The sequence below is a fragment of the Acinetobacter sp. F16 genome (assembly GCF_052712855.1).
This window is the reverse complement of the sequence record NZ_JBRATK010000006.1, coordinates 1-22,180: the sequence shown is the minus strand read 5'-3', so window position 1 is coordinate 22,180 and position 22,180 is coordinate 1. Positions and strand designations below refer to the sequence as shown.

The window sequence follows — 22,180 nt, the reverse complement described above, 5'->3', positions numbered from 1 at the left end:
TATTAAGCTTTATTTTAGACATAAAAAAAGAGAGCCAAAGGCTCTCTTTTTTTACTTAATAATCGTAATGATTATTGAGCAGCAGCTTGAGAAGCAGCAGTAGCGTCAGCAGCAGCGTCAACAGCTACAGAAGCAGCGTCAGCAGCTTGAGAAGCAGCAGCGTCAGCAGCAGGAGCAGCTTCAACAGTAGCAGCAGAAGCAGCAGCTTCAGCTTCAGATGCAGCTTCTACAGCTTCAGATGCAGCAGAGTTAGCGTCAGCAGCAGCGTCTTCAGTTTTTTTAGCACAACCAACGAAAGCTAAAGTAGTAGCAACTGCAGCAGCAATAGCGATTTTTTTGAATAACATGGCATCACTCTCTAAAATATGAGATTAAAAAAAACCTATGTTAGCCTGTTGAGTGCTTTTATTCTTCCTAATATTTGTTAGGCAGTAACAATGCAAAGGCAGTCTAACTGGTCTGCAAATATGCTATCACTGCGCATTTTGAATTACTACTAGGGAGCAGACGAAAAATGATGAAAATGATGAAAAATGAGCAATTTATTAACAGAAAATAACAATCAAGTGGAGGGTTTATATTGGATAAGTACTAAATAACTTGCTAAAAACTATAGTATTTTTTGTATGAATATTTTAACAATCATAAACTTGCATAAAAGTTTACAATAAAAATGACCAATTGTAGTTTTATGTAAACAAAGTCAACCAAATAAAAAGGCTATCGTTATAGATAGCCTTTTATATATAAAATAATAATGAATCGAATTAGCTAGTTGCTTTACGTTTCATTTGATCGAAGAAATCATCATTGGTTTTGGTTTCTTTCATACGATCGAGCAAGAATTCCATTGCGGCCAATTCATCCATAGGGTGAAGCAGTTTACGCAGAATCCAAACTTTACGCAGGTTATCTTCGCTCATGAGACGTTCTTCACGACGTGTACCGGATTTCTTGATATTCATTGCAGGGAACACGCGTTTTTCAGAAATACGGCGATCAAGCGTGATTTCCTGGTTACCTGTACCTTTGAATTCTTCGTAGATCACGTCATCCATTTTACTGCCAGTTTCAATCAAGGCAGTAGAAATGATGGTCAATGAACCACCTTCTTCAATATTACGTGCTGCACCGAAGAAGCGTTTAGGTCGTTCAAGTGCATGTGCATCTAAACCGCCAGTCAATACCTTGCCTGATGAAGGAATAACAGTGTTATATGCACGTGCCAAACGGGTGATTGAGTCAAGCAAAATTACCACGTCTTTTTTGTGTTCAACCAGACGTTTTGCTTTTTCGATGACCATTTCAGCCACTTGTACGTGACGAGCAGGAGATTCATCGAAGGTTGATGCAACCACTTCACCACGAACGGTACGTTCCATTTCGGTCACTTCTTCCGGACGTTCGTCAATCAGAAGCACAATGAGGAAACATTCAGGATTGTTACGCACAATTGACTGTGCGATGGTTTGCAAAAGCATGGTTTTACCGGCTTTAGGCGGCGCAACAATAATTGAACGTTGACCTTTACCAATCGGTGCAACCAAGTCAACCACACGCGAGGTTAAGTCTTCAGTAGTGCCGTTACCCAACTCCATCACCAGCTGTTCAGTTGGGAACAATGGGGTTAAGTTTTCGAATAATATTTTGTTACGTGAGTTTTCAGGCGTGTCGTAGTTAATTTGATTAACTTTTAATAAAGCAAAATAGCGTTCGCCTTCTTTCGGTGGGCGAATCGTACCTGTGATGGTGTCACCAGTACGCAAGTTAAAGCGACGAATTTGAGATGGGCTGACATAAATGTCATCAGGACCTGCAAGATAAGAACCTGCTGCAGAGCGGAGGAAACCAAAACCATCAGATAGAATTTCTAAAACACCATCACCAAAAATCTCTTCGCCATTCATTGCATGGCGTTTTAAGATGGCAAAAATGATGTCTTGCTTACGGTTACGAGCCATTCCTTCTAGGCCCATAAACTCGGCAATCTTGATGAGTTCGCCAATCGGTTTTTTCTTGAGTTCAGTTAAATTCATAGGGGGTCTGATAGAATCAAAATTCTGGAATAGAGATGAGGAAAGGGAGCAACATTCAGCCGCTTGCACGCAAAAAAAGTAACGTAATTGTATTTGCACAATAACAATTCAGAGATCTGATTCATTGTTTCGAAGAAAAAAGTGTAAAAACAATTTCTGTTGCCGAGCGGCGATCTTATGTGTTGTGTCTTGTAAGAAAATTGCGGATTGAAAATCCTTTATTCCTTGAACATGCAATATAAGAGAGAATAGAGCTTTTGTCAATTTATAGACGAAAAAAATACGCTATCCGGAGATAGCGTATTGGATTAAATAGGACTGTTTTTGAATCAGATGTTTTCTTCAATAAATGCAGTCAATTTAGATTTTGGTGCTGCGCCTACTTGCTGCGCAACCACTTCACCATTTTTGAACATCAATAGTGCAGGAATGTTGCGGATGTTGTAATTCACGGCAGTTGCTTCACAAGCAGTTACGTCAACTTTAACAACTTTAACTTTGCCTTCGAATTCTGTAGAAAGTACTTCTAATACAGGAGCAATTGCTTTACATGGTGCACACCAGCCTGCCCAGAAATCGACAAGTACAGGAACGTCAGATTGTAAAACGTCAGCTTCGAAGTTTGCATCAGTTGTGTTTACGATATTGCCAGACATGGATATGCTCCAAATAAAATTTTAAGATAGTTTTATATCTATAAGTATTACATAGCCTCGTTTAACTATGTAGAGGGATATGTAGATTTTCAGACATTATAATGAGTTTGTCTAATTGATGCTCACGATATTGGTAATCGTGTCATGCAATTGTCAATCATTAAAAACATAAAAACTGCTTCATTTGTGTTTATAAATGGCTTTTAAATTGCATGTATGTGAATTACTCTAAGCATAATTCTTATAGGTTCGTTGAATAATGTCAGATTTTTTGATTGATGAAGAGTTACTTGCTGCCATCGATATGGGGTCGAACAGTTTTCATCTTGCTATTGCACGTGTAGATCATGGCGAAGTAAAGAAAGTTGCTTCAATGTCAGAAAAAGTGCAATTGGCTGCAGGTCTGGATGAAAATAAAAATCTGACTGAAGCCGCACAGCAACGTGGTCTGGCCTGTTTGGCACGTTTTGTCGGGCGCTTAAGTTCAGTGCAAGCGAAACGGATGCGAATTGTAGCCACCAATGCTTTACGTCAAGCCAAGAATGGTCATGAATTTATTCAAAAAGCCGCAGAAATTTTACCTAAACCGATTGAAATCATTGCCGGTCGTGAAGAAGCGCGTCTGATTTATTTGGGTGTCTCGCATACCATGGCCAATAGTGGCCGTCGTCTGGTGATTGACATTGGTGGTGGTTCTACAGAACTGATTATTGGTGAGGAATTCGAACCAATTCATACCGAATCTTTGCAAATGGGCTGCGTCGCCTTTACCAAAGCTTATTTTAGCGATGGCGAAATTAACCAGAAAAATTTTGATAGAGCGGTCGTTGCTGCACGTAAAGAACTTTCAGGTATTGCCAACACCTATAAAACAGCGGGTTGGGATACGGTTGTCGGTTCAAGCGGCACCATTAAAGCCTGTCGTCAAATTACCGTAAATATGGGCTGGAGCGATGCGCAAGAGAACTTGACTCGCGAAGGTCTAGAAAAACTCAAAGAAAAATTACTCAAATTTAAGCATATCTCTGAAGTCGATTTTGATGGTTTAAAAGAAGACCGTCGAGCAGTTTTGCCAGCAGGGGTTGCCATTTTATATGCTGTGTTCGATGTACTTGAATTGAACAAGCTGGTGTATTCCGATGGTGCATTACGCGAAGGTGTGATGTATGACTTGCTGGGTCGTTTCCAACACGAAGATATCCGCGACCGAAGTGTGCAAGCTTTGATGGGGCGTTACAATGCCGATCCCAAACAGGCTGAACGTGTGGTGAAAACTGCGCAGCATTTATTTGATGGTGTAGCTAAGACACTGAATTTAAACAGTGAAGAAAGTGATTTGTTGCGCCGAGCAGCATATTTACATGAAATTGGCTTGGCGATTAGTCATGCGGGTTATCACCGTCATGGGGCATATTTATTACAACATTCAGATATTGCCGGCTTCTCGCAAATCGATCAAAACCACCTTTCACACTTGGTGGCACATCATCGTCGTAAGTTACGCAGTGACAGCCGAGTCGATGTAATGAAGGTGGGCGGTAGCAAATTAGTTTACCTAAGTCTATTGCTTCGTCTTGCCGTTTTGCTGAATCATAGTCGTAGCGATGAGATGCTTCCTGCCATTGAATTAAGTGTCGACAATGAGCAACAATGGCAACTAAGCGTTTCTGGCGATGCCAAACAATGGCCTTTGCTTGTAGCAGACTTGCACGATGAACAGGTGCAGTTCAAGCATTGGGATATTGAATTGAATATTCAGTCGGAACAATTTATCTATTAACAAGTTATTGGTTAACAAGCTATTGTTAGTTTCGGGATAATGGTCGACCTATGAAAAATAAAGCTGCTCAATCTAAAGCATGGACAACGGTTCAAATTGCACGTCATCCAGAACGTCCGCAATTTTTGGATTATGTTGGTGAAATTTTCACTGAATTCGATGCTTTACATGGTGATCGGTTGTTTGGTGATGATGGTGCAATGATCGGTGGCTTGGCACGTTTTAATGGTCAGCCAGTCATGATTGTTGGACAACACCGTGGCCGTAGCACGCGTGAAAAATTGCAACACAACTTCGGGATGAGTAATCCTGAAGGTTATCGCAAATCACAGCGGTTACTGGACATGGCAGAACGATTTAATCTGCCAGTATTTACCTTTATTGATACCATGGGTGCATATCCTGGTGTGGGTGCAGAAGAACGCGGTCAGGCAGAAGCCATTGCAACCAGTCTGGCACAGCTTTCAAGCTTGAAAGTGCCTGTGATTGCAACCGTATTGGGTGAAGGTGGTTCAGGTGGTGCACTCGGTATTGGTGTGGCAGATCGTGTGGTGATGCTGTCTCACAGTATTTACTCTGTGATTTCACCTGAAGGTTGTGCATCCATTTTATGGAAAACTGCGGAAAAAGCTGAACAAGCCAGTGAAGCGCTCGCATTGACTGCTGAAAAACTACAAAAAATGGGTATTGTGGAATATGTAGTGGATGAAGGTGAAGGTGCGCATTTGCAGCCTGAACAAGTCATGCAAGCTCTTAAAGATGTGTTACAACAGGCTTTAGAAGAATTGCAATCGATGGATGCGAATGAAAGATGCGAAGCACGTTACCAGCGTTTAATGAAGTTTGGCAGCGACAATTTAGGTCTGGCGTCTTAAAACAAATCCAGTGCTTTCCTATCGAGAGCACTTTTTTAATTGGATGTAGTGGCGGCATGGATTCCATGCTGTTGTTGCATCTGATGTCTGATTTATATCCTGAAAAAATTCGTGCCATCTACATCGATCACCAATTGCAAGAAAGTAGTGCAGATTGGGGACAGTTTGTAACTGATCAATGTGCTGAGCTGAATGTGCCTTATATTGTAGAAAGGGTCGAGGTACAAGCCGGCAACTTGGAACAACAGGCACGTAGCGCACGTTATCAAGCTTATTCAAAGCATTTAAAACCCAATGAAATTTTAGTTCTGGCGCATCATCAGCAAGATCAGGCGGAAACTTTAATGTTGCGTTTGCTCTCCGGTGCCGGAGTGCAGGGTCTAGCTGCCATGAAACAGGTCGATGTTCGCGCGCAATTCACGATCTGGCGACCATTGCTCGATATCTCGCGTGAGCAGATTTGCCAATGGGCAGCCCAACTCAATGTGCAAAATATTGAAGATCCCACCAATTTAGATCGCCATTATGATCGCGCCTGGTGCCGTCATGAATTGTGGCCAGTGTTAGAAAATCGCTATCCAAAAATGCAACAGGCACTCAGCCGTACCAGTTATTTAATGCAAGATGCTGACGAAATTCTGCAAGACGTACTACAGCAAGATTTAGCACTTTGCGGATCGGCAACTGTACTGGATTTAAAAAAATTATCCCAGTTATCCAAAGCGCGTCAAAGACAATTGTTATCCGCCTGGATGAAAGGGCAGGAGATCTATCGTCCGAGTTTTGAGATGGTGGAACGCGTGTTGCATGAAGTGATTGCGTCCAAATCCGATGCACAGGCAGCATTGCACTGGAACCAATATTATTATGTGCGTTATCAACAAAAACTTTATCGATTAAGTTCAGCAGAATATATGGCTGAAAAAAGTGAATTTAATATTTCAGCACAAGTAATCCGTTTAGAATTAAACCAAAATATTAAAGTGCTCTCAGGACAGTATGTTGCTGAAACTGCGAAAATCGGATTGTCAGCCTCGCTATTGGGCAAAGAATTAAATCTGGTGATGCGTCAAGGCGGAGAAAAAATTCATTTGCATGGACGAGTGGGAACCTGGCCGTTAAAAAAAGCCATACAGGAAGCACAAATTTTTCCTTGGCAGCGTTATACAATTCAAATATTAAGCATAGATAATGTTATGCTTGGTGTTTTTACACCGAAAGGGTTTTGGTTAGCTCAATCTGAATATTGTGAAGTCGGTGGTTGGCGACCAAAGTTGATCTCTTAGTTAAAAAATTCTAAGTCGAGTATGATTCATGAGTGCAGCTTTAAATTGTAATATTTGTTTTATTGGTGGCGGTAATATGGCTCAAGCCTTAATTGGCGGACTCATTTCGCGTGGTTTGCCACCGACACGTATTACAGTTTCTGATCCGGTCGAAAAAGTACGTCTTTTATTAGAAGAAAAAGATGTACATGTCACCGATGACAATATTGCTGCCATTCGTGATGCCGATATCGTTCTTTTTGCGGTGAAGCCACAAGTGTTGGCGAGCGTATTAAAACCGCTTAAAGGTTTATTTGACGGTAAACTGGTGATGTCGATTGTTGCGGGGGCTGAAATTTCCACCATCGCAAATCTGCTAAATACCGATCGAATTGTCCGGGTGATGCCGAATACGCCTGCCTTGGTACAAACAGGGGCACATGGTTTGTATGCCAATGATGCAGTGGATAGCAAAGACCGTGAGCTTGCAAGCCAGGTTTTGGCAGCAACCGGCTTAACGATTTGGGTGAATACCGAAGCACAGATTGATGCAGTGACTGCAGTGTCTGGTTCTGGTCCAGCCTATTTCTTTTATATGATGGAAAGCATGATTCGTGCAGGAAAAAACTTGGGTCTGGATGAGAAAGTGGCGACAGCGCTGACTTTACAAACGGCTTTAGGTGCTGCGCAAATGGCGATCACCAGTGCAAATTCACCTGCAGAATTACGTAAAAACGTAACCTCTCCAAATGGCACAACTCAGGCTGCACTTGAAGTCTTTGATCGTGCACAAATCTCTCAGAATATTCAGGCCGCTTTGGCTGCAGCTCAAAAGCGCAGTCAGGAACTTGCTCAAGAGCTAAGTGAAAGTAGCAAATAACTCGTTTTTATTTAGGAAAGTTCCAGTATGGGTGCAAACTCTGCGCTAATTTTTGGCATTATCATTAACGTAGCGATTTTGCTCGTGTTCTTCCGTTTTCTCATGCAGTTGGCAGCGGTGAATGCTTATAATCCGGTGGTCATGTCTACGGTAAAAGCCACGAAAATCGTTGATGTCTTTGGTCGTATTTTTCCCACTGTAGGAAAAGGTCGTGTGAACCTTGCGGCTTTGGCGTTGGTGGTACTTTTATATTTACTCAAGATTTTTGGGGTGATGTATTTGTCCGGTGCCATGCCGAATAGTCCGGTACATTTGGTGATTTTGACTTTTGTCACCATGATTCAGGACTTGATTCGTTTCTGTCGTTATTTGATTTTTGCGACGATTATTTTAAGTTGGGTGGTGATGTTTACACAGTCTCGCTCACCTTATATTGAAGTGATTCAAGAGCTGGCAGAACCGTTGTTGGCGCCATTCCGTCGTATTTTGCCGAATATGGGGATGATTGATTTATCTCCAATTATTGCATTCTTGACCTTGTATATTGCTGAAATCATCATGAATCAAGTGGCGATTGTGCTTTTGACAGGGCTTTAAAATTTGCTCGATAAAAAAGGACTCGATTGAGTCCTTTTTTATTGCCTGTTGAAATGCTCTATTCTTTATGGAAATAGAAAATGGCATAAGGTTAGTTGAGAAGATTGGAGGTTCCTCTTCCTCTAAGAGAGGTGAGGGATAAATCTTTTTTGGAATAACCCTCATCCCAGCCTTCTCCCAAAGGGAGAAGGAGCTTTAAAAGTGAGAAAGAGCTAATACAAGATTAATGCGCTTCATCCCAATTCATGCCTTTACCGACTTCTACAATCAAGGGGACTGAAAGTTTCACGACAGATTGCATCACTTCAGCCAGTTTCGGTGCCAATTCATCGGCAATGTCGGCATCGACTTCAAATACCAATTCATCGTGTACTTGCAGCAGCATTTTGGCTTTGTCTTTCGGTAGCATTTTATCGACTTCAACCATCGCCATTTTAATAATGTCGGCGGCACTGCCTTGAAGAGGTGCATTGATCGCTGCACGTTCAGCACCTTTACGAACCATCATATTACGAGCGTCGATATCAGGCGTATATAAACGGCGACCAAAAATGGTTTCCACAAAACCCTGTTCCAAAGCAATCTGACGCGTACGTTGCATGTATTCGTAAATGCCCGGGTAACGGTGGAAATACTGCTTGATATAGTCTTGTGATTCCTGGCGGGTAAAGCCCAGTTGACGAATCAGGCCAAATTCCGACATACCGTATAGAAGTCCGAAATTGACCGCTTTGGCTTGGCGGCGTTGGTCATTGGTCACGTCTTCCAGTGCGATGCCCAATACTTCAGCCGCGGTACGGCGATGCACATCTTGGCCATGCTTAAAGGCATCGACCAACGCTTCATCCTGGGAAAGATGCGCCATTAAACGCAGTTCAATTTGTGAGTAATCGGCTGCCAGCAAGACCCGACCTTCCGGTGCAATAAAAGCTTTACGAATTTGACGGCCAATTTCGGCACGAATCGGAATGTTTTGCAGGTTAGGATCGGTTGAAGATAAACGCCCGGTTGCGGTTAAAGCCTGATGATAACTGGTATGCACACGTCCGCTGTCATTGTTGGCCTGTTTTTGCAGGCCATCAGTATAGGTACTTTTCAGTTTAGACAGACCGCGGTATTCCAAAATCAAAGCGGTGATTGGATGGTCAATTTTTTCCAGAATACTTTCACTGGTACTGTATTGTCCGGTCGCGGTTTTTTTGCCGCCTTTTAGCCCAAGTTTATCAAATAAAATTTCACCGACTTGTTTTGGTGAGCTGACATTAAAGCTTTGTCCAGCCATTTCAATAATCTGACTTTCCAGATTTTGAATGGTATTGGAAAAATCTACACTCAATTGATCCAGAAATTTCAGATCCAGCTCGATACCGTTTTCTTCCATAATCGTCAGAACACGGGCAACCGGCATTTCAATATTATGCAAAATGCCATCAAGTTCAGGCACGGCTTTTAATTTTTTAGACAGCACTTCATATAGACGATAGGTCACATGCGCATCTTCAGCGGCATAATGTGCGGCTGTTTCAATCTCGATTTGGTTAAAGGTTTTCTGTTTAACCCCTTTGCCGGCCACTTGTTCAAAGGTGGTGGTCAAATGGCTTAAATAGACACGCGCCACATCATCCATACCATGACGTGTTGCCACAGAATTTAGAACATAAGAGGCCAGCATGGTATCGAAATACCAGCCTTGTAATTCAATGCCGTGATTTTGCAAAATGTGGGCATCATATTTTAGATGGTGACCAATTTTTTTAATGCTGGCATCTTCTAGAATTGGTTTGATTTGCGCAAGGATGGTTTCACGATTCAGCTGTTCCGGTGCATCTTCATAGTCGTGTGCCAGTGGAATGTAATAGGCATCATTAGCATCAAAAGCCAGTGAAAAGCCGACCATTTCAGCGACACGATAATCCAGGCTGGTGGTTTCGGTATCAAAGGCAAAGCGTTTTTCGCGACTTAGGCGCTGGAAAAGCTGTTCCCAGTCTGGCTGAGTTAAAATGGTATGATAAGTGGCTTTCCCCAGTTGATCATCAACACTGCTCAGCTCTGCCTCAGCTTCGGTATTTACCACGACTGCGGTATCTACAGAAGTTTCGATTCCTTTAGAAGCCTGTTTATAAACTGAATTATTCGGATTATTGGGATGATCGAGCGACTGTAACTGGTTACGGAATTCAAGTTCAGTATATAAGCGGCGCAGTTCTTCGACATTAGGATCCAGAAGTTTAAGATCTTCATAGGTGAGGCCCATATCAAGATCACAGACGATACTTGCCAGCTGATGATCCAGGGTAATGCCTTCGACATTGTCTTTAATGCTTTGGCCAACTTTGCCTTTAATTTTATCGACATTTTCTAAAATGCCGCCAATGGAACCGTATTCGTTTAAAAGTTTAGCAGCTGTTTTTGCACCCACGCCCGGTACACCACGAATGCCATCCGAGGCATCGCCCATCAGGGTTAAATAATCGATAATTTGATTCGGCCACACCCCGAATTTCTCAAATACGCCATCGACATCCATTGGCTTGTCTTTAAAGCTGTCTTCCAGGGTCACTTTGTCAGTGACCAATTGAGCCATGTCTTTATCGCCAGTGGAAATGAGGACCTGATAACCGGCTTTTTCAGCACGTTTAGCCAGTGTACCAATCACGTCATCCGCTTCAGCGCCTGGCAGGGTATGCAAAGGAATACCTAAAGCACGGATCAGGTTGTGAAGATAGGGAATCTGCTGAGAAAGCTCCTCCGGCATACTTGGACGGTCGCCTTTATAAATCGATGAAAGTGCATGACGGAAAGTCGGTTCAGGAGTATCAAAAATCACCGCCATATGGGTCGGTTGAATACGACGCATCAACTTTTGAATCGCAGAAATGGCACCACGAATTGCGTTGGTCTGTAAACCAGTCGAAGTGGTTAGTGGTGGCAGTGCATGGTACGCACGAAATAAAAAATATGAGCCATCGACCAAAACAAATGGTGGCATTGAAAGATTCCTAATTCAAATATCGAGCTTATTGTACGTGATTTTGCACATGAACATAGACACATCATCAAACAAGCGTGTTACCGAATATCTGATGAATGCTTAAAAATCAAAGTCCGAGCTGATGTATGATCAAGTCAAAAGGATTGAGATAAAGAAAAGATGCGCAAAGGGCAGAGCGAAATCCGGATGATTTGGCTGATGGTATTGATTATTGTCGGCGTGGGGTCTTGGTTTTTAGATGTACGCGTATTCACGTATTTATGTGGCTTGGCCTTTGTCATGAGCGTGATGCAATATGTCGATGCCATCCAGACACCCGCAGTGAAAATTGCTGCAGAAACAAATCTTTCAGTTCAGGAAACCTCTAAAGTTCCTTTATATCTTTCCTCAATTGTTGCCCTTGTCGGTGGTGCAATGGAGTGGGGTTTTGCCGTGGGTCTGGGCATTACCGCGTGGATTTTTTTCTTTCTGAGATGGTTACGCCGTTTAGAAGGCTTATTAAACCAGGTGCAAACGCGATTACATCAGGCGCCAATCAACCTGTCTTCTACTGTCGAAAATCCGCCCCCTCAACTTGCAGAATCTGAAACTGCCTCAGCTTCATTAGAGCTGATTGATCAGTTAAAGCGGTGGATCTTTCAAGGAAATCCTGTTTTAAAAGCCGCTATATTGGTGCTGGTGATGGGTATCGTATTATTACTGCGTTTTGCCACCGAACATTGGCAACTCAGTCTTGCACTGAAACTGGCGATTGTGGCCAGTGTGAGTGCCGCAGTTACTGGATTGGGGTATTGGTTCCAGACTAAAAACCGCAGTTTTGCACTGGCTTTGGAAGGCTTGGGTTTAGCTGCATTATTTTTGACCTTATTCTTTGCCTATTACAATGCCGTGATTCCGACCTTGGGAATTGCGGCAGTGTGTTTTGCGGCAATTATGTCCGTGACGCTGGCTTTAAGTTTAAAACAACAATCGATTGAACTGGCACTGATGGCGATGATCATTGCCTATATTGCACCGTTTACCTTGCCGGTTCGCAATGCAACTGCCATTGAATTGGTTGCCTATTATGTGGTGATTAATCTTGCTGTTGCCGTGTTAAGTACATTACGCCCCTGGAAAATCCTCAATCAGATTGCCTTTTTAATGACCGTGATTGTTGGAGGAGGCTATGCCTTTTATCAGGGTGAAGAACAGCAACGCAATACTTTAACCTTATTGGTTGCTATCCATACCGCCATATTTGTCTGGCTGAGCTTTCGTTTTAGCCAGCTGATTGCCAAAGACGATCTGGCCCAATTCAAGCTGAAACCTGCTTTGGATATTGCCCTAATTTTTGGTGCACCGATTGTTGGTTATATTTTTATTTATTTAATGCATTTTGAAGAAATGCTTTGGCAAGCCGGTACAAGTCTGGCGTTTGCAGTCGTATATGCAGGCTTATATCAACTCTCTAAACGCAATCAGGCGGTGCAGCTGATTTCACAAAGCTATTTTAGTTTAATGCTGATTTTTCTGGCTGTGATTCCGCCCATTCTGCTATCTGGACAATGGAGTGTGATTGGCTGGGCAGTTGAAGGACTGATCATTTTTACTTATGCCTTGTATCACAAGTCGGAGATCAGTCGTTATCTTGCCATGGGCTTGCTGATAGTTGCGGGCTTATCCAGCCTTTATTATCTAGTCGAGCTGAATGAATTTCCACGTGAGATGTATTGGGGATTATGCTTGAGTTATTTTGCCGTGGTCCTGGTGGCCAATAGCCAAGAATCTTTTAGACAGCAGCTGACCAATTCAACCATCGCTTTTCACTGTTTACAGATGCTGTCTGCAACCACCATGTTCATTGTGCTGTTGCTGGATGAAATTGACAGTCCTCACCAGCTTGCGATGAGTTTGTTGATTGTCAGTGGATTCTATTTGCTGATGAATGAAGTCCTGTTACGTTGTAAAGCTACGTGGTCGTGGTTATTTCCCAAATGGTTGGGCTTAATTCCAGTCTTTGTATTTGCATTCATTATGGTGATTGATCAGAGCAAGCAGGGCATTATTGTGTGGGAGTCTGCTTTTGATCGAGTAGGTTTCGCATTCTCTGGCTTGATGTTGACTGCATTATGGCTGCGTCCAATGTTGGGCGTGCGGACTGAAAAAGAGTGGGTCAGTTTTGGGACGCTAACCAGTCTCGCCATGACCAGTTTAACTTTGGTTCCAAGCATGCCTTATATTAGTGTGGTGATCTTGCCTTTACTATTCTGTGCCTGGTGTTATTGGCAGGTGGATAATCCAGACTGGAAAATGTTCTGGCAAGCACGCAGTAGCCTAGTGCTGATGGCGACGTGGATTATCTGTTCACAACTTTTTACCCAACAAGCATTCCAAGGTTATTTTTTACCGATCATTAATCCATTTGATCTGGTGAGTATTGCCATGTTGGCGTGCTTTATCTGGATGTTGTCATTGCAGGTTAAAACGGGTCTAGATAAAGGCATCGTGGCGGTGCTCATGGTGCTCAGTCTGCTTTGGCTCAGCAGTTATATTGTGCTACGTGCATTGCATATGTATTTAGGCACGCCATTTAACGAACTTGCTTTATGGGAAGATGGTACGGTTCAACTGAGTTTAACTTTATTATGGGTCGGTTTGGCTTTTATGACTATGAGTCTGGCCAGTCGCAAACAGTTGCGTTCAGTCTGGATTTTGGGTGGCAGTATTTTGGTGATTGTGACCTTAAAACTGGTGCTGTTTGATTTGTCGCATATCGGGACTTTAACCCGGGTAATTTCATTCTTGGGCGCAGGCTTTGTGATGTTGGTGATTGCCTATATCGCCCCGATTCCTGAAAGTTCTTTACCGCAAAAATTCCCCTAAATCCCCCTTTGATAAAGGGGGACTCGAATCTAAATAAGTATTTGATTTGATTCTCCCTCCTTTTATAAAGGAGGGTCGGGGAGGATTAAATTATAAAAATAATTATTTCAATCCCGGTTCTCGGTTCACTTCTTTGGCATTGGCATTGGCATATGGGTCAATGTCTTCCTCAGTTAAAGGCTGAACATTCGCAGGTCGATCGACAAAGCCCATTTTTGGCACTGGAATTTCAATCTGATTGTCCAGGAAACCATTACGGATGCGTTCCTGCATCTCATCCCGAACTTTTAAAAAGTTTTCACGGTCACACCAAATCGCAAATAAAAGTTCAATGGATGATTCGCGGAAGGCCGTAACGGTCACGGCAGGTTTTGGATCAGCCAGAACCAGTGGGTATTTGTTGGCTACATCCAGCAAAACTTCACGTACTTTAATGATGTCTTCATGAAAATTGATGGCCAAGGTAATTGGGATACGCCGAATCGGAAACTTGGACAGGTTATAGACCGGTGCACGAATCAGCTGTTCATTGGGGACGCGCACATAGACATTGTCCTGAGTCAGCAGTTTGACCGAGAGCAAGTCAATTGAAATTACTTCACCTTCAATGGTATGTCCGCGAATCAAGGTCATTTGCACGGTATCACCAATTTCAAAAGAACCTTCACCAATCAGGAACAAGCCACTGATTAAGTTGGAGGCAGAAGTTTGTGAAGCAAAACCCAAGGCTACCGTCAAAATACCGGCAGCACCTAAAAATACACTCAGTTTAAAGCCGGCTTCTTTAAGGCTGGCCATCACAAAAATCAGGAAGATGAAATAGAAAATACCGCGTCGCCAGACCAGACTCTGGTGTGCATTAAAACGTGAGCCTATGGTACGAATAAAAGCATTCGAGACAAAGCGGGCAATCAGGAAACCAATAATGGACAAGATCACGGCCACTAAAATTTCAGTCAGGCGTTCCGTATTGATATTGGTGAAAATTCCCTTGACGCTTTGGGTAATTTCTTTTGGGATATTTGAATCTGCCATGTTGCCCCCCTAGAAAAATGAATCAAACATATTAAACAAAGCACTGGCAGGAGCGCGTGGCGGATGCAGATACATCACTTCACCTGCATGCGGCGGGGTGCGGTTTTCAATCCGAATTCGAGGCGGCCGATCCAGACCTTCATGCAGGACTTTAATTTGTGAAGTCCATAAGCGTCCGGTACTTTCACTATAAAATAGGGGGAGTGCGGAAACGGGCACATTCATCCGGTCAAAGCGTAACTGTTGATGGCTGGTATTATGAAACTCAATCGGGGTGACAGCACGAAAGGCGCGGGGTTTTAACTGGTGCAGTTCTGTACGGCCATCGACCGCAGTGGCATAGCAAATTTCCCCAGTACGGTGATTCGGTCCAAACCAGGTATCTTTAGGCAGAATCACTGGAATATCAAACAGAGGATCTTTCTGTCCATCGACAAAACCGGCAATCCATAACGGGGTACTGATATACAGCGTACCACGCTGTCCGGCAGGAATATAAATCGGATCAACAGGTTTGATCACCACGGAACGATCAGCCAAACGCGGCATAAGCTGTAACTTGTTTTGCGTTGACTTGAACATATAGCGTTCTACTTTGACCGGTTGTGGAAATCCAAAATTTGGATCTTCAATCTGATGCCACTTTTGTTCATAGTCGTACTGAACCTGTGGGCGATGAAATTCCATTCGCCATTCTTGTAAGCCCCGGGTCAGACGAAATAACAGCGAACCAAATTGCCATGCTTTGGGCTGATTCAATTCAAAAGTGTGTTCACCCCACCATTTTAAATTCGGGTGCTCCGGTTCGATCAATTCATTGCTTTTAGACAACGGCACATTTCCTTTATTGCTTAATCAGTAAAAACAGACTTCACGCTGTCTTATGCTTAGAGTACACTCAAATCAATTTATTCATCATTATAAACTTTGATGCAAATACTTAAACAATTACAAATACCCTATAGTTTTGCCAAGCGCCATGGCGTATTGCTTCGATACGAGGGCGATCAGGCCTTTATTGTGCGCCGTGAAAATACCCCATTGCTGGCGATACAAGAAGCCCGTCGCTATTTAGGTCATGCTGCACAGCATCAATTATGTAGCGAACAAGAATTTCACCAATTGCTCAGTTCAAGCTTCGCCGGAGATACTGGCGAATCGCAGCAAGTGGCTGCAGGTCTGGAAGATCATCCTGATTTACTCAGTCTGGCCGACTCGGTGCCTGAAGCTGAAGACTTAATGGATCAGGAGGATGATGCTCCGATTGTACGTTTGATCAATGCATTATTGTCTGAAGCGATTCGCGTCGGTGCGTCCGATATTCATATCGAATCTTTTGAAAAAAAATTATCCGTACGTTTACGTGTCGATGGTCAGCTACGCGAAATTGTGCAGCCGCGGCGTGAACTGGCGCCACTTTTGGTGTCGCGCATTAAGGTTATGGCCAAACTGGATATTGCCGAAAAACGTGTTCCGCAAGATGGCCGTATGTCTTTAAGACTGGCAGGACGTGAAGTGGATGTCCGTGTATCGACTTTGCCATCCTCGCATGGTGAACGTGTGGTAATGCGTTTGCTGGATAAGCAAGCCGGGCGTCTAAATATGACCCATTTGGGCTTAATGCAGCCTGATTATGATCGCTTAACCCATTTGGTACATCGTCCGCATGGTATTATTCTGGTGACTGGACCCACCGGTTCAGGTAAAACCACCACTTTATATGCGGCATTGTCCGACCTGAATGATGGTTCAAAAAATATTTTAACGGCTGAAGATCCGATCGAATATCAGTTGGAAGGTATAGGGCAAACGCAGGTCAACACCAAAGTGGATATGACCTTCGCCCGAGCTTTAAAAGCCATGTTGCGTCAGGACCCTGATGTAGTGATGGTCGGCGAGATTCGTGATCTGGAAACTGCAGAAATTGCTGTGCAGGCATCATTAACGGGGCATCTGGTTTTATCAACCTTGCATACCAATACTGCAATTGGTGCGGTCACTCGTCTAAAAGACATGGGCATTGAGCCGTTTTTACTTGCGAGTTCTTTGATTGGTGTGATTGCGCAGCGCTTGGTTCGTACCTTATGTCCACGCTGTGCAACATGGCATGAAGCGGATGCTTTTGAAACAGAAATTTTCCGCCATTTAGATGTCGGCACTGAACTTAAGTTGCCGCAACCTAAAGGTTGTGAACACTGTGCACATACCGGTTTTATCGGGCGTACTGCCATTTATGAAATTGTCCCTGTGGATGATCAAATGCGCCGTTTAATCCATGGCAATGCTGCGGAATATGAAATTGAAACTTATGCGCGCAAACAGTCGGGTTCTATTCGGGATGATGGTCTACGCAAAGTAATCGCAGGAAAAACCACCTTGGAAGAAGTGCTTCGTGTGACCAATGAGGCAGCGGATTAACGCGAAATACTTTTGTCTTTTATAAGATTGGATAAATTGCTGAACTTAGTGAAGTTCAGCAATTTTTTTTATCAGTTGTACACGAACTGGAGCAGTCGAATTACCTGGATTGCACTTAGTTTCATTTTCATAAAACTTTTGCCAAGTTTGTAGCATCTCTAAAGTAAAAATATCTGAGGTTTTGAGATTTATATATCTGTTCATGATGCTGTTAAGACTTTCTTCAGCAAATTATCTTTTAGCAAAATCCAATAAATTTTATGGGGTTTGGAGATATTCACTGAATGTGGAGATTCACCTGAGATTTACCTCACTTTTTTAAGTGAATCAGATCAGCAGGTATAATTTATGTGGATGAGAGATTTGAGATGTGATGAATAGACTCTATCCTAAAATGACCTGATTCATTTTAGGATAGATTTAAATTCTACTTAGGTAATAGGATTTAAGGTTACATTAATATTGCCACGTGTTGCATTGGAATAAGGGCAAACAATGTGCGCGGCATCGACCAGTTTTTGTGCTTCTGCCTGATCCATACCTTCTAAATGAATGTTTAAGGTTACTTCAATACCAAAACCGGTCGGGATCGGACCAATACCGACTTCACCTTCGATATAGGCATCTTTGGCGATATTTAATTTATCGCGGTTGGCAACGAATTTCATGGCACCTAAAAAACACGCTGAATAACCGGCTGCAAATAGTTGTTCGGGATTGGTGCCACCACCCGGTCCACCCATTTCCTTAGGTACTGCTAATTGAACATCCAAAATTCCATCCGATGAGGTAGCGCGCCCATCACGTCCACCGGTTGCTTTTGCTTTTGCTGTATAGACTGCTTTTTCTAAAGGCATTGTTATGATCCCTGTGAATTGAATTGAGCTGTTATCGTGTGGGATTTTGATGAAAGAATAAGCAGTGATTTTGTAATTTTTATAGAAGAAAAAATTGCAATATAAAGCTGAATTGAATTAGAAATTGATAATTTTGCGATGCTGTATTAAAGGCATGGAAGTACGAACAGCTTCTTGCTCGGCAAGGTCAAAAGGAACAGTGATTAAGCTCGCCCCTTCGCTAGTAATGATATCTAAAATTTGGCCACGGCTATTGCTTGCACCAGCATGGCCCCAAGTTTGGCGTTTTTCACCATGCCAGCCTTGTTGAGCTGCACCTAAAACATCACATTGGCTATCCATCGCACGTGCTTGCAGGAGTAATTGCCAGTGCATTTGACCGGTGGTGTAGGTAAATGCTGCAGGTGCGGTCAATATATTGGCACCTTGAGTACGTAAAGTGAGGGCAAGTTCAGGAAAGCGCAAGTCATAGCACACCATTAGCCCAATATTGCCGAAAGGTGTTTTTGCAACGACGACATCTGTTCCGGGCTCGAAAAATTGGGATTCCTGATATCCACCGACAGCATCACCGACTTGTACATCAAATAAATGAATTTTGTCATAACGCGCTTCAGTCCGTTCCGGACTGATACACAGACTGACCGTACGGACACGACCATCAGCAATAACAGAGCCATCTGGACGGAACGGGCATGGGAGAGTGCCTGCTACAATCCAAATTTGATATTGATGCGCAAGTTTTTCCAGGCGCTGTTGAATGGCTTCAAACTGCGTAGCGGTTTCGCGTTGTTTTCCGCCTGCAAAACAGACAAAGTTTTCAGGGAAAACAATCAGCTCTGCGCCATCTGCTTTACTTTGTTGTATCAAGGACTCGATCACGATGAAATTGGCTTCAATATCATCTTGGGAATTCATTTGTACAACAGAGAGTAAAGTCATGTGATGGCTCTAAATAATAATTTTTATACGTTTTGTTGAGACACTTGTTCTATGGTGTCTTGCTCTTTTTGCAGTTGCTTAACCAAAGGTTCAAACATGTTTTGGTTACTTTCATTCAATTTCATCAATGTTTTATGTGCATCTAAAACAGTGGTTAACATAGCGTTATGCGTAATGTGTTCTTCCATCAATTCACGGGTACATACTTTCGGATCACCGCAGTAATTTAAGATCACAAAAACCTGACCCAAGCCCATGCTATTGGCCAAGGTGGTAATATCTGGATTGGTAGATAACATGACCGCCTGAATTTGGTGAATTTGCTTCAGCTTTAAACCAAGCTTGGCAAGTATCCCTAAAACAGTACTGTCAATAAATGTAGTTTGGGTTAAATCTACGATTGCCCCAACGACATTCGATTGCTGTTCAATTTTACTAAGGAGTTTGTCTAGACTAATACAAGATTGGGCACGCACTTCACCAATAAGCTTAAAAATATGCGTTCCATTCAAGCTTGCATATTCAACATGACCTGTTGACATATAAATGCCATTTGCAGAGAAGGATTCTAAAATTATCACATAGGGCTACTATAGACTCAAGTAGTCTAGGGTCGTATATCGCTTAGTTGAAAGTTAACGCATTGATTATATGATTAATTCATTCGGCGTAAACTTAGGATCGCAATATCGTCTGCAACATGTTCAGGCGCTTGGAAGGATTGATTCTGTAAATCAAAGACCAATTTTTCAAATTGTTCATTCAGTCCGCCAGGATAAGGCTCGAGTGCACCATCTGAACAAATAATAAACCGCGCATGACGATTCAGCACACACTCAAACTCTTCAACTTCAAGATCCTCAGTGAGTCCTAAAGGAAAGCTGCTGGTATTTAAAATTTGCGGTGGCTGGTTCGGTTCAAAGATAATTGCAGGGGGGTAATGCCCGGCACTGGACCAACGAAGCTGATGCGTTTCTAAATTTAAAACCCCGGCAATCATTGTAATATGTTTTTCGATATTTTCTTGAACCAGCATGCCGTTAAGTTTTTTAATCAACTCGCGCGGTGTTTTAGAGCGACCATGAAAGGCAGCCATCCAGGAAGTCAATAAACTGCTAGTGACTCCATGTCCAGAGACATCCGCCAAATAAAAGATAATTTCTTTATCGCTAATTTTCCAGTAATCGTACCAATCACCTGACAGATATGCAGAAGGCTGAAACAATGTTTCAACTTTGTAATTGATCAGTTCAATCGGATTAGGAAGCAAACACTGCTGCAAATGTGCAGCTGAGGGCAGGTCGCGACTATCTTGATTACGTTTATATTGCGCATCAATTTTGAGTAATGACGCTACGGGATCAACGGGTAATTTATTCCAGATCCAGCCCGCTAAAGCACCCAGCTCCCAAGCTTGGGCTAAAGCGGTGCCTTCATTTTCAAAAGCCAGCACAATCGTGGGTAATGACCACTGACGCGTCAAATAGTCTTGTACATCCGCAATTGCTAGAATTGTGGGATCATACAAATCAATATCATCTATGTGAATCATTTGTACACCTGGAAGCGTACTTAGAACCTGATCTAAATAAGGAATATTGCGAGTCGGTTGAATGAAATACATAAAGAAATTGTATGATCCTTAAGGTAATAATGTATAGCTGTACTATAACAAGCGAATGATCGGCAAAGAAAGACGCTCTACTGACCATATTTTTAATAAATGGCAAAGACTTATTTAGTTGTGGTGTCTACATCATCGTTTTGCATTTCATCCGTGCTGTTATTTTGATTATCTTCTAGCACCTCATCCTCAACGCTGTCTACATCATCTTCAATGAACATGCTTTCAGATTCTAGCCCTTTTTTTTCTGCAATTGCGAAATTTTTACGCTGCAAATAAATATCACGAATGGCAGCATATTTATCGCCTTGTAACACATCTTCTATATCTAAAATTTGTGAACGGGCATCAATTCCGCGTAACGCTTGATCTGCCCAGTAAATCCTGTCGTGATCATCTAAAATGTATTTTTGTGGGCGTGCCTGACTATCTACTATGGTGCCCAATCCATCACGAAATGTACTTGGACCGAAAAGGGGTAAAACTAAATATGCACCAGAGGGAACGCCGTAATAACCTAATGTTGTACCAAAATTTTCTTCTTCAGCAGACAATCCAAGACGTCGGGCAGGGTCGGCAAAGCCTAAAGTGGTGATGGTATTAATCGTAAATCGTCCTAAAGATTCTGCAGCACGAAGAGGACGACCTTGAATCAGTTGATTTACGACATTCCAAGGTTCGCCTAAATTTTTGCGAAACTGACGATACGACCCACGAACATCAGTGGGTACTTTTTCCTTATATTGAATTGCTAGAGGACGAGCTACATGACGATCTAGAACATCATTAAAAGCAAAGATCTGTCTATTCAAAGGTTGCAAGGGATCCTTTTGAATTTCAGGTTGGGATGCATTTGCATTTACTTTTAAATCTTTCGCTTTAACATTTTTTAATTCTTTTAATGCTTCAAGACGAGGGTGTTGAGCTGTTTGGATTTTTTCTGCAGGAGAGGTTTTTAGGTTATCTGTTGCTGAAGATTCGGAAGTATCAATTGAATCATTTGCATATACAGGAGAAATCAAACCTAAAGATAGAAGGCTAGCCCAAACATAATGAAAGTGGTGCATAAAAAATCCTAGAGCTTTATCGTAAGCCAGTGCTTAAAGCTAAAAATACCTAATAAAGTATATTAACAGTTCTTTGAACGATGGTATTAAAACAAATTTGATCAAATTATGTAGGAAAAAAAGATAAAGCGATTAAAAAATATTCATATAATGAAAAAGGTTTGAAAAAGGGGTTGCGCCTGATCTGAAATGCTGTAGAATGCACATCCATCGGCGGTGATGTTGATTAAAACTTGTTGAGAAACAAGGATTTAGCCTAAAGGGTAAAATCTGGAAGTCTTGAAGAAGTTA

Annotated in this window: 18 protein-coding genes and 1 pseudogene; 7 read left to right on the top strand and 12 right to left on the bottom strand. The window is 42.5% G+C overall.

Annotated elements, in window-relative coordinates:
- Window positions 1-71: 71 nt before the first annotated feature.
- From ACU0NF_RS05070 to trxA, 3 genes are all read right to left on the bottom strand, one after another.
- The gene (locus tag ACU0NF_RS05070) at window positions 72-347 is read right to left on the bottom strand and encodes a hypothetical protein (RefSeq protein ID WP_131267060.1); all 276 of its coding nucleotides are present in this window, start codon (window positions 345-347) and stop codon (window positions 72-74) included.
- Window positions 348-767: 420 nt separating this feature from the next.
- Window positions 768-2,036, bottom strand: coding sequence for a transcription termination factor Rho (gene rho, locus ACU0NF_RS05065; protein WP_131385892.1), 1,269 nt, complete (start codon window positions 2,034-2,036; stop codon window positions 768-770).
- A 329-nt stretch (window positions 2,037-2,365) separates the two neighbouring features.
- Window positions 2,366-2,692, bottom strand: a complete 327-nt coding sequence (trxA, locus tag ACU0NF_RS05060) for a thioredoxin (protein WP_086175779.1) — start codon at window positions 2,690-2,692, stop codon at window positions 2,366-2,368.
- A 259-nt stretch (window positions 2,693-2,951) separates the two neighbouring features.
- Between trxA and ppx the strand changes: the two genes are divergently transcribed.
- Genes ppx through ACU0NF_RS05035 form a run of 5 tightly spaced genes read left to right on the top strand, consistent with a single transcriptional unit; the run spans window position 2,952 to window position 8,089 of the window.
- On the top strand, window positions 2,952-4,472 hold the full coding sequence (gene ppx / locus ACU0NF_RS05055; RefSeq protein WP_445660342.1) for an exopolyphosphatase: 1,521 nt from the start codon (window positions 2,952-2,954) through the stop codon (window positions 4,470-4,472).
- A 50-nt stretch (window positions 4,473-4,522) separates the two neighbouring features.
- Window positions 4,523-5,347 carry an acetyl-CoA carboxylase carboxyltransferase subunit alpha gene (locus tag ACU0NF_RS05050; protein ID WP_131267058.1) on the top strand — a complete coding sequence of 275 codons (825 nt, stop codon included), beginning with the start codon at window positions 4,523-4,525 and terminating at the stop codon, window positions 5,345-5,347.
- The gene (tilS, locus tag ACU0NF_RS05045) at window positions 5,284-6,633 is read left to right on the top strand and encodes a tRNA lysidine(34) synthetase TilS (RefSeq protein ID WP_445660341.1); all 1,350 of its coding nucleotides are present in this window, start codon (window positions 5,284-5,286) and stop codon (window positions 6,631-6,633) included. Before ACU0NF_RS05050 ends, tilS begins: the two co-directional genes overlap by 64 nt.
- 28 nt (window positions 6,634-6,661) lie before the next feature.
- Entirely contained in the window at window positions 6,662-7,492 is an 831-nt protein-coding gene (gene proC, locus ACU0NF_RS05040) for a pyrroline-5-carboxylate reductase (protein WP_131385886.1), read from the top strand.
- Between the two features lie 27 nt (window positions 7,493-7,519).
- Window positions 7,520-8,089 (top strand): YggT family protein, encoded by a 570-nt coding sequence (locus ACU0NF_RS05035; RefSeq protein ID WP_131267055.1) that lies wholly within the window; start codon window positions 7,520-7,522, stop codon window positions 8,087-8,089.
- Between the two features lie 223 nt (window positions 8,090-8,312).
- Here ACU0NF_RS05035 and polA read toward each other — a convergent pair whose 3' ends face one another.
- Window positions 8,313-11,078 (bottom strand): DNA polymerase I, encoded by a 2,766-nt coding sequence (polA, locus tag ACU0NF_RS05030; RefSeq protein ID WP_445660340.1) that lies wholly within the window; start codon window positions 11,076-11,078, stop codon window positions 8,313-8,315.
- Window positions 11,079-11,240: 162 nt separating this feature from the next.
- Here polA and ACU0NF_RS05025 point away from each other — a divergent pair, with 162 nt between their 5' ends.
- On the top strand, window positions 11,241-13,946 hold the full coding sequence (locus ACU0NF_RS05025) for a DUF2339 domain-containing protein (RefSeq protein ID WP_445660339.1): 2,706 nt from the start codon (window positions 11,241-11,243) through the stop codon (window positions 13,944-13,946).
- A 102-nt stretch (window positions 13,947-14,048) separates the two neighbouring features.
- Here ACU0NF_RS05025 and ACU0NF_RS05020 read toward each other — a convergent pair whose 3' ends face one another.
- Together ACU0NF_RS05020 and ACU0NF_RS05015 are read right to left on the bottom strand one after the other, a co-directional pair.
- Entirely contained in the window at window positions 14,049-14,981 is a 933-nt protein-coding gene (locus ACU0NF_RS05020; RefSeq protein ID WP_445660338.1) for a mechanosensitive ion channel family protein, read from the bottom strand.
- Between the two features lie 9 nt (window positions 14,982-14,990).
- Window positions 14,991-15,812, bottom strand: coding sequence for a hypothetical protein (locus ACU0NF_RS05015; RefSeq protein ID WP_131385878.1), 822 nt, complete (start codon window positions 15,810-15,812; stop codon window positions 14,991-14,993).
- A gap of 99 nt (window positions 15,813-15,911) precedes the next feature.
- Between ACU0NF_RS05015 and gspE the strand changes: the two genes are divergently transcribed.
- Window positions 15,912-17,399 carry a type II secretion system ATPase GspE gene (gspE, locus tag ACU0NF_RS05010; RefSeq protein ID WP_445660337.1) on the top strand — a complete coding sequence of 496 codons (1,488 nt, stop codon included), beginning with the start codon at window positions 15,912-15,914 and terminating at the stop codon, window positions 17,397-17,399.
- Between the two features lie 45 nt (window positions 17,400-17,444).
- Here gspE and ACU0NF_RS05005 read toward each other — a convergent pair.
- The 6 genes and pseudogenes from ACU0NF_RS05005 to ACU0NF_RS04980 form a co-directional block, all read right to left on the bottom strand.
- Window positions 17,445-17,615, bottom strand: a pseudogene (locus ACU0NF_RS05005) (DUF4951 domain-containing protein); the annotation flags it as partial.
- 215 nt (window positions 17,616-17,830) lie between these two features.
- Entirely contained in the window at window positions 17,831-18,256 is a 426-nt protein-coding gene (locus ACU0NF_RS05000) for an organic hydroperoxide resistance protein (protein ID WP_370983543.1), read from the bottom strand.
- 117 nt (window positions 18,257-18,373) lie between these two features.
- On the bottom strand, window positions 18,374-19,198 hold the full coding sequence (locus tag ACU0NF_RS04995) for a carbon-nitrogen hydrolase family protein (protein WP_445660336.1): 825 nt from the start codon (window positions 19,196-19,198) through the stop codon (window positions 18,374-18,376).
- 23 nt (window positions 19,199-19,221) lie between these two features.
- A complete protein-coding gene (gene gigB, locus ACU0NF_RS04990) occupies window positions 19,222-19,740 on the bottom strand; it encodes an anti-anti-sigma factor GigB (RefSeq protein WP_370983541.1) in 519 nt (172 codons plus the stop codon).
- A gap of 113 nt (window positions 19,741-19,853) precedes the next feature.
- Window positions 19,854-20,822, bottom strand: coding sequence for an RsbU family protein phosphatase GigA (gene gigA, locus ACU0NF_RS04985; protein WP_445660335.1), 969 nt, complete (start codon window positions 20,820-20,822; stop codon window positions 19,854-19,856).
- Window positions 20,823-20,932: 110 nt separating this feature from the next.
- Entirely contained in the window at window positions 20,933-21,889 is a 957-nt protein-coding gene (locus ACU0NF_RS04980) for an MlaA family lipoprotein (RefSeq protein ID WP_445660334.1), read from the bottom strand.
- Between the last annotated feature and the right edge of the window lie 291 nt (window positions 21,890-22,180).